The sequence below is a fragment of the Streptomyces sp. NPDC088246 genome (assembly GCF_044741025.1).
Taxonomy (GTDB): domain Bacteria; phylum Actinomycetota; class Actinomycetes; order Streptomycetales; family Streptomycetaceae; genus Streptomyces.
Genome location: NZ_JBIURV010000006.1, coordinates 277,084 through 288,579, shown reverse-complemented (window position 1 = coordinate 288,579; position 11,496 = coordinate 277,084). Strand labels below are relative to the sequence as shown.

Annotated in this window: 11 protein-coding genes and 1 pseudogene; 10 read left to right on the top strand and 2 right to left on the bottom strand. The window is 72.0% G+C overall.

Annotated elements, in window-relative coordinates:
• Positions 1-763 (top strand): annotated as a pseudogene (locus ACIPEK_RS12130) (hypothetical protein); the annotation flags it as partial.
• Positions 763-1,485: a tetratricopeptide repeat protein gene (locus ACIPEK_RS12125; protein ID WP_401994043.1), complete on the top strand. Its 723-nt coding sequence runs from the start codon at positions 763-765 to the stop codon at positions 1,483-1,485. The pseudogene ACIPEK_RS12130 and the gene ACIPEK_RS12125, both read left to right, overlap by 1 nt.
• A 58-nt stretch (positions 1,486-1,543) precedes the next feature.
• Here the strand turns inward: ACIPEK_RS12125 and ACIPEK_RS12120 are convergent, their stop codons facing one another.
• Positions 1,544-2,821: a DUF1015 family protein gene (locus ACIPEK_RS12120; protein ID WP_401994040.1), complete on the bottom strand. Its 1,278-nt coding sequence runs from the start codon at positions 2,819-2,821 to the stop codon at positions 1,544-1,546.
• Positions 2,822-2,892: 71 nt separating this feature from the next.
• On the opposite strand from ACIPEK_RS12120, the gene ACIPEK_RS12115 reads away from it, so the two are divergent.
• On the top strand, positions 2,893-3,921 hold the full coding sequence (locus ACIPEK_RS12115) for an HAD hydrolase-like protein (RefSeq protein WP_383072374.1): 1,029 nt from the start codon (positions 2,893-2,895) through the stop codon (positions 3,919-3,921).
• 178 nt (positions 3,922-4,099) lie between these two features.
• Complete coding sequence (locus ACIPEK_RS12110) at positions 4,100-4,942, top strand: ABC transporter ATP-binding protein (protein ID WP_401994037.1); 843 nt, start codon at positions 4,100-4,102, stop codon at positions 4,940-4,942.
• Between the two features lie 58 nt (positions 4,943-5,000).
• Here the strand turns inward: ACIPEK_RS12110 and ACIPEK_RS12105 are convergent, their stop codons facing one another.
• Positions 5,001-5,348 carry an SCP2 sterol-binding domain-containing protein gene (locus ACIPEK_RS12105; RefSeq protein WP_401994034.1) on the bottom strand — a complete coding sequence of 116 codons (348 nt, stop codon included), beginning with the start codon at positions 5,346-5,348 and terminating at the stop codon, positions 5,001-5,003.
• A gap of 43 nt (positions 5,349-5,391) precedes the next feature.
• Between ACIPEK_RS12105 and ACIPEK_RS12100 the strand changes: the two genes are divergently transcribed.
• From ACIPEK_RS12100 to ACIPEK_RS12075, 6 genes are all read left to right on the top strand, one after another.
• The gene (locus tag ACIPEK_RS12100) at positions 5,392-5,742 is read left to right on the top strand and encodes a hypothetical protein (protein ID WP_401994031.1); all 351 of its coding nucleotides are present in this window, start codon (positions 5,392-5,394) and stop codon (positions 5,740-5,742) included.
• 7 nt (positions 5,743-5,749) lie between these two features.
• The gene (locus tag ACIPEK_RS12095) at positions 5,750-6,565 is read left to right on the top strand and encodes a TlyA family RNA methyltransferase (protein ID WP_114243789.1); all 816 of its coding nucleotides are present in this window, start codon (positions 5,750-5,752) and stop codon (positions 6,563-6,565) included.
• Positions 6,562-7,467, top strand: a complete 906-nt coding sequence (locus ACIPEK_RS12090; protein ID WP_093893761.1) for an NAD kinase — start codon at positions 6,562-6,564, stop codon at positions 7,465-7,467. The genes ACIPEK_RS12095 and ACIPEK_RS12090 overlap by 4 nt, the downstream gene beginning before the upstream one ends.
• A 108-nt stretch (positions 7,468-7,575) precedes the next feature.
• On the top strand, positions 7,576-9,321 hold the full coding sequence (recN, locus tag ACIPEK_RS12085; protein WP_401994027.1) for a DNA repair protein RecN: 1,746 nt from the start codon (positions 7,576-7,578) through the stop codon (positions 9,319-9,321).
• A 134-nt stretch (positions 9,322-9,455) separates the two neighbouring features.
• Positions 9,456-10,217: a hypothetical protein gene (locus tag ACIPEK_RS12080; RefSeq protein ID WP_401994024.1), complete on the top strand. Its 762-nt coding sequence runs from the start codon at positions 9,456-9,458 to the stop codon at positions 10,215-10,217.
• Positions 10,218-10,395: 178 nt separating this feature from the next.
• A complete protein-coding gene (locus ACIPEK_RS12075; protein WP_401994021.1) occupies positions 10,396-11,493 on the top strand; it encodes a glycosyltransferase family 4 protein in 1,098 nt (365 codons plus the stop codon).
• Positions 11,494-11,496 lie beyond the last annotated feature (3 nt).

The window sequence follows — 11,496 nt, the reverse complement described above, 5'->3', positions numbered from 1 at the left end:
TTCCGTCGGGACGACCGGCGGGATGACCGTCCGGGTGGGTTCCGTCGTGATGACAGCCGGGGTGGTTCCGGTGGTGGGTTCCGTCGTGACGACCGCGACCGTGACCGGGATCGTGACCGTGGTCCGCGTCGGGACGATGACCGCGGTGGCTACCGTGGTCCGCGGCGTGATGACGACCGTGGTGGGCGTCCTGCGGGTGGGTTCGAGCGGCGTGACGACCGGCCGCGTGGTCCCCGCCGTGACGACGACAGCCGCGGTGGCGGCTACCGGCGCGACGACAGCCGCGGTGGTGGTTCCGGCGGCGGTTTCCGTCGGGACGACCGGCGGGATGACCGTCCGGGTGGGTTCCGTCGTGATGACAGCCGGGGTGGTTCCGGTGGTGGGTTCCGTCGTGACGACCGCGACCGGGATCGTGCGCCGCGGCGTGATGACGACCGTGGTGGGCGTCCTGCGGGTGGGTTCGAGCGGCGTGACGACCGGCCGCGTGGTCCCCGCCGTGACGACGACAGCCGCGGTGGCGGCTACCGGCGCGACGACAGCCGCGGTGGTGGCTCAGGCGGCGGTTTCCGTCGGGACGACAGCCGAGGCGGGGGTTACCGCGGGCAGCGGGACGACCGCGGTGGCCGGGGTGGTCACCGCGGACGCGACGACCGCGGTGGGTTCGAGCGGCGTGACGACCGGGACCGTGAGCCCATCAAGCGGCTTCCGATTCCTGACGACGTCACCGGTGACGAGATCGACAAGGATGTGCGGCAGGAGCTGATGAGCCTGCCGAAGACCCTGGCCGAGGATGTAGCCAGGAACCTCGTGATGGTGGCCCGGCTGATCGACGAGGACCCTGAGCAGGCGTATGCGTACTCGCGGATCGCGCTGCGGCTGGCCTCGCGGGTTGCTGCCGTGCGTGAGGCGGCCGGGTTCGCCGCGTACGCGACGCAGAAGTACTCGGAGGCGCTGGCGGAGTTCCGGGCGGCCAAGCGGATGACCGGTTCCGTGGAGCTGTGGCCTGTCATGGCCGACTGCGAGCGCGGACTCGGGCGGCCCGAGCGGGCGATGGCCATGGCCGGCGAACCCGAGGTGCAGAAGCTGGACAAGGCCGGTCAGGTCGAGATGCGTCTGGTGGCTGCCGGGGCCCGTAGGGACATGGGGCAGATCGATGCCGCCATCGTCACGCTGCAGAGCTCCGAGCTCGCCTCGAACGCCGTGCACCCGTGGACTCCGCGGCTGCGCTATGCGTACGCGGACGCGCTACTGGCGGCGGGGCGCGAGGACGAGGCGCGTGAGTGGTTCGGGAAGGCGCTGGAGGCCGACAAGGACGGCGCCACCGATGCCTCGGACCGGCTTGCCGAGCTGGACGGTGTCGAGTTCGTCGACGCCCTCGGTGAGGACGAGGACGAGGACGACGCCGCTCAGACGCCGGCCGACGCTGCGGATGACGACAAGAGCGACGGCAAGGACAAGGACGAGGACGGTACGTCCGAGTCGTAAGGCATGAGAAAGGGCGGCACTCCGTAAGGGGTGCCGCCCTTTTTTGTTGCTGTGGGGGTCAGTCGAGGGTGAGGCTTCGCAGGACCAGGCCGGTGGCCGGCTTGGGGCCGAAGGAAGTCGACTTGCGGGGCATGGTGACGCCCTGTCGGGCGAGATCCCGGACGACTTCCTCACGTACCGGGTGCATCAGGACCGCCGTGGCATTGTGACGTTCGGCCTGTTCGACGACGGCCGCGGTGTCGTGTATGTACGCGATGTGCTCCGGGGCGTCGGGGATCTGCCAGACGTGGTCGAGCAGAGCCGCGTGCAGGACCGTCGCGTCGAGGGTCTGCCAGGCGGTCGGACGGTCGGCCGGAATCGTACGGGACAGCAGGCCGGCGTCGGGACGGTCGATGAGGTGGAAGCCGCCGTTGCCCGCGAGCAGGAATGCGTTGCCTTCGGTGGCTGCCTCGGCGAGTGCGTCCAGGGCCTCAGGGAGCGGGCTCTCGATGTCGCGGATGCGGAAGAGGCCGTTCAGCGCGGCGAGTGCGTCGGTGACCGGGAAGCGGTGCAGCAGCCGGTGGATGGCGCGGACCCGGAGCGGGTAGCGGGCGGTGTCGACGAGGAGGACCAGACCGAAGTCCCAGGGGCCGGGAGCTGTGTGCTCCTGCTGGAGGCGGAGGTAGGTGGCCCAGCGGTGGTGGCCGTCGGCGATCAGGGCCTGGTGCTGGGCGAGATCGGTCTCGATCTCGGCCCGGTCGGCCGGGTGGGTGACCGCCCAGAGCCGGTGGCTGTAGCCGTCCTCGGTGGTGGTGGAGAGGAGCGGCGGTCGGTGGATGGTCTGTTCGATGACGGCGGACGCGCCGGTCGGGTGGCCTTCGCTGCGGTAGGTGAGGAGCAGCGGTTCGAGATGGGCCGCGGTGGTGCGCATCAGGTTGGCCCGGTCCTCGACGACATGGGCCATCACGTCCTCGTGCGGCAGCACGATGCCGTCGGCGGGGGAGGAGAGCGCCAGCGCGCCGACGATGCCGCGTTGCAGGATTTCGGCGCTGCTCTGTTCGTAGACGTACAGCGCGGGCTCGGGATCGGGAGCGAGTATGCCCTCGGCCAGCCAGCGGTTCAGGGTCTCGGCGGCCTGCGTGTGGCGGGCAGCGGCCGTGTCGGCCTGCGGCAGGATCAGCCGGACGATGTTGTGCGGATCCGCCGACTCCAGGTGGTGCAACCCGTCGGGGCGCACGACGACGTCGTACGGCGGCGAGGTCACCGCGGCAAGACTGCCGACCCGCTCGGGGACGTATCGCAGTCCACGGAACGGAAGCAGACGCAGTCCCTGCCCGGCCGGACCTGATGTGTTCATTTCTGCATGGTATGTGTGCGGCCGGGATGCGCGATGATCGGGACAGAAGCATGGAATGAGGAGCGCAAAGAATGAGTCAGGCGAGCAGGACCAGGCCGAGCGGCAGCGGCACCGCGTTGAACGAGGCGTACGACACGGCGCTGCTCGATCTCGACGGCGTGGTGTACGCGGGCGGTCATGCGATCGTCCACGCCGTCGAGTCGCTGGGAGCGGCACGGGACGGCGGGATGCACCTGGCGTATGTGACGAACAATGCCCTGCGGCCCCCGGCCGCGGTGGCCGAGCATCTGACCGAACTCGGGGTTCCCGCCGAGCCCGCCGATGTGATCACCTCGGCGCAGGCGGTGGCCAGGCTGATGGCCGATCAGCTGCCGACCGGGGCGCGGGTGCTGGTGGTGGGGGGCGAGGGGCTGCGCGTCGCGCTGCGGGAGCGCGGTCTGGTGCCGGTGGAATCGGCTGACGACGAGCCGGTCGCGGTGGCGCAGGGGTACGGCGGTCCCGACATGACGTGGGGTCGGTTCGCCGAGGCCGCGTACGCGATTGCGCGGGGGGTGCCGTGGTTCGCGTCCAACACGGATCTGACGATTCCCAGTGCCCGGGGGATCGCGCCGGGGAACGGTGCGGCGGTGGAGGTTGTACGGATCGCGACCGGGGCCGAGCCGCAGGTCGCCGGGAAGCCGTTGCCTCCGATGCACCGGGAGACGGTGCTGCGGACCGGGGCCGAGCGCCCGCTGGTGGTCGGGGACCGGCTGGACACGGACATCGAGGGCGCGTTCAACGGCGGTGTGGACTCGCTGCTGGTGCTCACCGGGGTGACGGACGCGGCGCAGTTGGTGGCCGCCGAGCCGAAGCACCGGCCGACGTACGTGGACGCGGATCTGCGGGGGCTGCTGACCGGGCAGCCCGAGGTGGTGCGGGCGGGTGACGGGTTCGGCTGCGGTGGCTGGACGGCGTCGGTGCGCGGTGGCGACCTGGTACTCGAAGGGGACGGGGACGTGCTCGACGGGCTGCGGGCGCTCTGCGGGGCGGCGTGGTCGTACGCCGGAGACGGCTCGTGCGGGCTGGACGCGGGGAAGGCGGTCGCCAGGCTGGGGCTGTGAAGGGAGCCCCCCGGCGATTCGCGCCAAAAGGAGGGTAGGCTAACCTAACTTTGTTCTGCTCGGTGTGTCGCCGTCCGGATGGCCGACCCGCCGGGCGACCGGGCCTCGGCCGCGGCCTCCGCTCGTGGCGAGGGGCGACTCCTCGCACCCGTTCACCTCCGACCACGGGAGTACGACCATGCAGCGCCTCACCGCGGACTCGGTGACCCTCGGCTACGAGCAGCGGGTCATCGCGGAGAATCTCTCGGTCGAGATCCCCGACAACTCGTTCACGGTGATCGTCGGCCCCAACGCCTGTGGCAAGTCGACCCTGTTGCGAGCGCTCTCGCGGATGCTGAAGCCGAACAGCGGGCGGGTGCTCCTGGACGGTCAGACGATCCACGGAATGCCGGCCAGGAAGGTCGCCAGGACATTGGGGCTGCTGCCGCAGTCCTCCATCGCGCCGGACGGCATCACCGTCGCCGACCTCGTCGGGCGCGGGCGGTATCCGCACCAGGGTCTGCTGCGCCAGTGGTCGCCGGACGACGAACGCATTGTCGAGGAATCGATGGCGGCTACCGGAGTCGACGCGCTTGCCGATCGCTATGTCGATGAATTGTCCGGCGGGCAGCGGCAGCGTGTCTGGATCGCCATGGCGCTCGCCCAGCAGACGCCGCTGCTGCTGCTCGACGAGCCGACGACGTACCTCGACATCCAGCACCAGATCGATGTCCTCGATCTCTGTGCGGAGCTGCACGAGACGCAGGGGCGCACCCTGGTGGCCGTCCTGCACGATCTGAATCATGCCGCGCGGTACGCCACGCACCTCATCGCGATGCGGGAGGGCGAGGTCATCGCTGAAGGGACGCCGGGCGAGGTCGTCACCGCGGAGCTGGTGGAACGGGTCTTCGGGCTGCGCTGCCAGGTCATCGACGACCCGGAGACCGGGACGCCGTTGGTGGTTCCGGCCGCGCGCAAGCCGCGGAGCGGCGCGGTGGGCGTGCAGGGCAAGGCGTCCGCCGGGGTGTCGGCAGGGGGCTGACCGAGCGGGGCCTGCCCTCAGTGGCGGGACGGGCCGGGAAAGCGGATCCGCCCCGCGGCTACAGCAGCGACCTGAGTCTCAGCAGGTCGCGGAGGCCGGCCTCCAGGCGGACCCGGCCTCCGCCCCATGCCCTGGCGAAGTTCAGTTCGCCGTTCACCATGGCCACCAGGTCGTCACCGGTCATCGCGAGCCGGATCTCGGCCTTCTCCCTGGGCGGGCCGTCGAGCGTGTCCAGGACCTGGATCCGGCCATTGGTCAGCCGGCCGGTGAAGGTGACGTCGAGGTCCTTGATGTGACAGCTCAGCGAGCGGTCGAGGGCAGCCGCGCTGCGCACGTCGCCGTCGGCCCCCGCGAGGTTGTCGGAAAGTTTGTCGAGTGCGCTGCGGCACTCCGCCATGGTCGTCATTGTGACCGACGGTACCGCAGCCCTTCGCGGTAGCGTTTCCCGCATGAGCGACTCGATGCCGGGGGCCGGGACAACAGCCGGAACAGCGCCCGGGGTGACACCCGCGGCCGTGGCGGAGGGCCCGTCCGACGAGGGCGCGGCCCCTGCCGCCGCGGCCCCTGCCGACCCCGCCGCACCCGCGCCCCTCGGCGTCGTACGCACCCCTACCGGCAACGCCGAGGTCGACGCACGGCTGGAGCGTCTCGCCGATGCGGACCACCTCCCGGCGGACGGACACATCGAGGTGTACGAGGATGTACACGGTGGGCTGCGCGACGCGCTGACCGCGCTGGACGCCAGGCCCGCACCCGCACCGGTACCCGCACCGATGCCCTCGTACAACAACAGGAGCTGAACCGAACGTGGCAGGAGTGGCACGTCGCCGTCTCGACGCCGAGCTGGTACGCCGTAAGCTCGCCCGCTCGCGCGAGCATGCGAGCCAGCTGATCGCCGCAGGGCGGGTGACCGTCGGCGGAAACACCGCGACCAAACCCGCCACCCAGGTCGAGACCAGTGCCGCCGTCGTCGTGATCAAGGACGACAGCGACCCCGAGTACGTCTCGCGCGGCGGGCACAAGCTCGCCGGCGCCCTCGCCGCCTTCGTACCCCTCGGGCTGAAGGTCGAGGGGCGGCGGGCGCTGGACGCCGGGGCGTCGACCGGTGGCTTCACCGACGTACTGCTGCGGGCCGGCGCCGGTCATGTCGTCGCCGTCGACGTCGGCTACGGGCAGCTCGCCTGGTCGCTCCAGTCCGATGAGCGCGTCACCGTCAAGGACCGCACCAACGTGCGGGAATTGACGCTGGAAGCCATCGACGGGAAGCCGGTGGACCTGGTCGTCGGCGATCTGTCGTTCATCCCGCTGGGGCTGGTCCTGCCCGCTCTGGCGCGCTGCGCCGCCCCGGACGCGGACCTGGTCCTCATGGTCAAGCCGCAGTTCGAGGTCGGCAAGGAGCGGCTCGGCAGCGGTGGCGTGGTGCGCAGCCCCGAGCTGCGGGCCGAAGCGGTACGGGAGGTGGCGCGCCGGGCCTGGGCGCTGGGTCTCGGAGTGCAGGGGGTGACGGCGAGTCCACTGCCGGGGCCCTCGGGAAATGTCGAGTACTTTCTGTGGCTGCGGGCCGGAGCACCTGAGCTGGATCCCGCAGATGTCGACCGTGCAGTGGCGGAGGGGCCTCGTTGACGACGAATGCGGCACGAACTGTCTTTCTTATGGCACACACCGGCCGCCCGGCCGCGATCCGCAGCGCCGAGCTGGTCGTACAGGGACTGCTGCGCAGCGGCCTCGGCGTACGGGTGCTGGCCACCGAGGCGGCCGATCTCCCGCTGCCGCCGTCCGTCGAGACGGTCACGGATACCACGCCCAAGGCCGTGGACGGCTGTGAGCTGCTGATCGTGCTCGGCGGGGACGGGACGCTGCTGCGCGGCGCCGAACTCTCCCGCGCCTCCGGGGTGCCGATGCTCGGCGTCAACCTCGGCCGGGTCGGCTTCCTCGCCGAGGCCGAGCGGGACGACCTGGACAAGGTCGTCGACCGGGTCGTCACCCGGGCGTACCAGGTCGAGGAACGGATGACGCTCGACGTCGTCGTGCACAGCAACGGCGACATCGTCCACACCGACTGGGCGCTCAACGAAGCGGCGGTGCAGAAGGTGTCGCCCGAGCGGATGCTGGAGGTGGTCCTGGAGATCGACGGCCGGCCGGTGACCGGGTTCGGCTGCGACGGGATCGTCTGCGCTACCCCGACCGGATCGACCGCATACGCCTTCTCGGCGGGCGGACCCGTCGTCTGGCCCGAGGTCGAGGCGCTGCTGATGGTGCCGATCAGCGCCCACGCACTGTTCGCCAAGCCACTGGTGACCTCGCCGACCTCGGTGCTCGCCGTCGAGGTCCAGCAGCACACCCCGCACGGAGTGCTGTGGTGCGACGGGCGCAGGACCGTGGAGCTGCCCGCGGGGGCGCGGGTCGAGGTGCGGCGCGGTGCGGTGCCCGTACGGCTCGCGCGGCTGCACCACGCCTCATTCACGGACCGGCTGGTGGCGAAGTTCGCACTGCCCGTCTCGGGGTGGCGGGGCGCGCCGCACTGACCGGCGTACATTGCCCCGGAGGCGGTGTGGATGCTCCAGGAGCACACGGGAGAGTGACCCCCGGGGGGCGGGGCCCGTCGCACATCGGGGCCCGGACCTCGTAAGGTCATGTCCGTGTTGGAGGAGATGCGGATACGGTCGCTCGGAGTCATCGACGACGCGGTGGTCGAGCTGTCACCCGGTTTCACCGCGGTGACGGGTGAGACCGGCGCGGGCAAGACCATGGTCGTCACCAGCCTCGGGCTGTTGCTCGGCGGGCGTGCCGACCCTGCCCTGGTGCGGATCGGGGCCAAGGCCGCGATCGTCGAGGGGCGGATCACGGTGTCCGACGGCGACGCCGTGGCCCTGCGGGCCGAGGAGGCCGGGGCCGAATTCGACGACGGCGCGCTGTTGATCAGCCGTACCGTCTCCGCGGAGGGGCGCTCCCGGGCGCATCTCGGCGGCAGGTCCGTGCCGGTGGGGGTGCTCGCCGAACTCGCCGACGAACTCGTCGCCGTGCACGGCCAGACCGACCAGCAGGGGCTGCTCAAGCCCGCGCGGCAGCGGCAGGCCCTCGACCGGTACGCGGGCGACGGTGTCGCCGTGCCGCACGCCAAGTACGCGGCGGCCTACCGGCGGCTGCGGGCCGTCGTCACGGAGCTCGACGAGCTGACGACGCGCGCCCGCGAACGCGCCCAGGAAGCGGATCTGCTGCGCTTCGGGCTGGGCGAGATCGCTGCGGTCGAACCACTCGCGGGTGAGGACGGCGACCTGGCCGCCGAGGCCGAGCGGCTCGGCCATGCCGAAGCGCTCGCTTCCGCGGCGGCCCTCGCACACACCGCGCTCGCGGGCAACCCGGAGGACCCGCAGGGCGTCGACGCGACGACTGTGGTCGCGGCAGCCGGACGGTCCCTGGACGCCGTACGGGCCCACGATCCGGCGCTGGCCGCGCTCGCCGACCGGATCGGCGAGATCTCGATCCTGCTCGCCGATGTGGCGGGCGAACTGGCCGGGTACGCCGACCAGCTGGACGCCGATCCGCTGCGGCTCGCCGCGGTGGAGGAGCGGCGAGCCGCGCTCACCGGACTCACCCGTAAGTACGGCGAGGACATCACCGCCGTACTCGCCTGGGCCGAGGAAGGTGCCGCCCGGCTCACCGAGCTGGAGGGCGACGACGACCGCATCGGCGAGCTGACGGCGGAGCGCGATGCGCTGCGCGCCGAACTCTCCGTCCTCGGGCAGGCGTTGACCGATGCGCGTACGGGGGCGGCGGAGCGCTTCGCCGAGGCGGTGACCGCGGAGCTGGCATCCCTCGCCATGCCGCACGCCCGGGTCTCCTTCGACATCCGGCAGACCGAGGCGGCGGACGAGGCATCCGGCATCGAGATCGGCGGGCGGAGTGTGGCCTGCGGGCCGTCCGGCGCCGACGAGGTCGAGCTTCTGCTGGCCCCGCACCCCGGCGCCCAGCCACGGCCGATCGCCAAGGGCGCGTCGGGCGGTGAGCTGTCCCGGGTGATGCTCGCCGTCGAGGTGGTGTTCGCCGGCTCGGATCCCGTACCCACGTACCTCTTCGACGAGGTCGACGCGGGCGTCGGTGGCAAGGCGGCCGTCGAGGTGGGGCGGCGGCTGGCGAAGCTCGCCAGGTCCGCGCAGGTCGTCGTCGTCACGCACCTGCCGCAGGTGGCGGCCTTCGCGGACCGGCAGTTGCTGGTCGAGAAGACGGTGGACGGGTCGGTGACCAGCAGCGGGGTCACGGTCCTGGAGGGTGAGGACCGGGTACGGGAGCTGTCCCGGATGCTCGCGGGACAGGAGGACTCGCAGACGGCCCGGGCCCATGCGGAGGAGCTGCTGGCTGCGGCGCGGGCGGGCGGGTAGCGGGGGCTTCGCGGCCGCCGGGCGCGTGTTCGTGCTCAGTCTCCGGGCGGGCCTGTCATTCGGGTCCGCCCGGCGATGTGCGGACGCGGCGGCCCGCCGGCCGGTCCGGCGGGCCGCTGCGTAGCCTGGCCCGCATGGGAGCAACGTTCAGCAGAGCCGCAGTGTCCGGTGCCGTCGCAGCCGCCGTCGCGGGGGGTGCGTACCGGGTGCTGCGGGCCCGGCCGCGCAGGCGCTGGCAGCGAACCAACTACGCGGGCCGTACCGTCGATCTGTACGCGGGCCCGGCCGTCGCCCTCGGCGCCGCAGCCGGAACCGCCGTTCTCCCACTGCCTGCGCGTACCCGGTACGCCGCCGTGCTCGCGGTTCTCGCGGCCGGCGGCTGCGGTGCCTACGACGACCTCGTCGGTGCGGACGATCCACGCCGCGGGTTCCGTGCCCACTTGGGTGCGCTGCGGGACGGCAAGGTGACCAGTGGCGCGGTGAAGCTCTTCGGGATCGGGGCCGCCGGGCTCGCGGCCGGTGCGATGCTCAAGGAGCGGCCCATCGACCGGGTCCTCGCCGGCGTCGTGATCGCCGGAAGCGCGCACCTCGTCAATCTGGCGGATGTACGGCCCGCCGTGGCCGCCGCCACCGTGCTCGCCCTCGGGGCCCCGGGCCTGCCGGGCGCCCTCGCCGCCGCGCCCATGGGGGCCGCGGCAGCCCTCGTCGCCGACGACCTGGGTGAGCGCACCATGATCGGGGACACCGGGGCCCACGCCCTGGGCGCCGCACTCGGTGTCGCCATCGTCGCGGACCGCGGCCGGGCCGGGCTCGTCGCCCATGCGGCGGGGCTTGTCGCGGCGACGGTGTACGGGGACCGGATCAGCCGACTCGCCCACATGCTGTCGGACCGCTGACAGGGTTCATGGAGGCGGCGACATCGCGCCACCTTCTCACCCGTGCGAGTGGTGCGTCACGGCCGGTTGCTGTTGTATGCAGCGGGACAGCGGCTCGACTGTGCCGGAACGTGCGTACGGACTGGCATCCTTGGCGGTGCCATCACCGCCCACTCGGGAGCCCCAGGAGCCATTCAACGTGTCACAGCTGCGTACGGTCCAAGTCCTGGGCGGCGGCAGCGCGGGCAGCAGCGCCCACGTCAGCTCGCTGGCCGCAGGGCTGGTGGCGAGAGGCGTGCACGTCACCGTCTGTGCCCCGGCCGAACTGGACCACGCCTACGACTTCTCCGGTACGGGTGCCCGGTTCGCCCCCGTACCGCGGCGCAGTGATCCCGCCGCCGTCGTCGCGCTGCGTACCGCCTGCCTGACGGCGGACGTGGTCCACGCGCACGGTCTGCACGCCGCCGTACGCGCCGCTCTTGCGCTCGGCGGCCGCCGTATTCCGCTGGTCGTCACCTGGCACGCTCGCGCCCACGCCGAGGGAGCCAGCAGCCGGCTGCTTCGTCTGATGGAGCGAAGAGCCGCCCGTGCGGCGGCAGTTGTGCTCGGTACGACATCGGACCTGGTCGACCGCGCGCGGCACCGAGGAGCGCGCGATGCCCGGCTCTCGCCGGTCTCCGCCCCCGTACCGCGCGTTCCCGTCGGTGTCCACGAAGGCAAGGCGCGGGCCGAACTCGGTGTGGTGGAGCGGCCGTTGATCTTGTCGTACGGGAGTCTCGTACCGCATCACGGGCACGACATGCTGCTCGATGCCGCACGAGTATGGCGCGAACTCGACCCCGTACCGCTGCTGATCATCGTGGGGGAGGGGCGGGAGCGGGCCGCTCTGCAGCGCCGGATCAGGAACGAGGAGCTGCCCGTCCGGCTCATCGGCAGCCGTGACGACATCGCGGAACTTTTCGCCGCCGCCGATCTGGCCGTGCTGTCCAGCCGGTGGGAGGCGCGCTCGGTACTCGCCCAGGAGGCGCTGCGGCTCGGCGTTCCGCTGGTCGCCACCGCGGTCGGAGGGGTGCCCGAACTCGTTGGGGACGGGGCGGAGCTCGTACCGTACGGGAATGCGGAGGCGCTCGCGCGGGCGGTGGTCAGACTGCTCGGTGATCCGGGGCGGCGCGCGGAGCTGGTGGCGGCGGGGCGTGCACAGGCCGCGAGTTGGCCGACGGAGGACGACACGATCGCTCACGTCCTCAGCATCTACGACGAGTTGACGAAACCGTTGGCGGTGGCGCGGACACGGTGAGCG

Excerpts from the sequence above, each read along its gene's own strand:
- ACIPEK_RS12125 (WP_401994043.1), top strand. The coding sequence starts at position 763 with ATGAGCCTGCCGAAGACCCTGGCCGAGGATGTAGCCAGGAACCTCGTG.
- ACIPEK_RS12120 (WP_401994040.1), bottom strand. The coding sequence starts at position 2,821 with ATGAACACATCAGGTCCGGCCGGGCAGGGACTGCGTCTGCTTCCGTTC.
- ACIPEK_RS12115 (WP_383072374.1), top strand. The coding sequence starts at position 2,893 with ATGAGTCAGGCGAGCAGGACCAGGCCGAGCGGCAGCGGCACCGCGTTG.
- ACIPEK_RS12110 (WP_401994037.1), top strand. The coding sequence starts at position 4,100 with ATGCAGCGCCTCACCGCGGACTCGGTGACCCTCGGCTACGAGCAGCGG.
- ACIPEK_RS12105 (WP_401994034.1), bottom strand. The coding sequence starts at position 5,348 with ATGACGACCATGGCGGAGTGCCGCAGCGCACTCGACAAACTTTCCGAC.
- ACIPEK_RS12100 (WP_401994031.1), top strand. The coding sequence starts at position 5,392 with ATGAGCGACTCGATGCCGGGGGCCGGGACAACAGCCGGAACAGCGCCC.
- recN (WP_401994027.1), top strand. The coding sequence starts at position 7,576 with ATGTCCGTGTTGGAGGAGATGCGGATACGGTCGCTCGGAGTCATCGAC.
- ACIPEK_RS12080 (WP_401994024.1), top strand. The coding sequence starts at position 9,456 with ATGGGAGCAACGTTCAGCAGAGCCGCAGTGTCCGGTGCCGTCGCAGCC.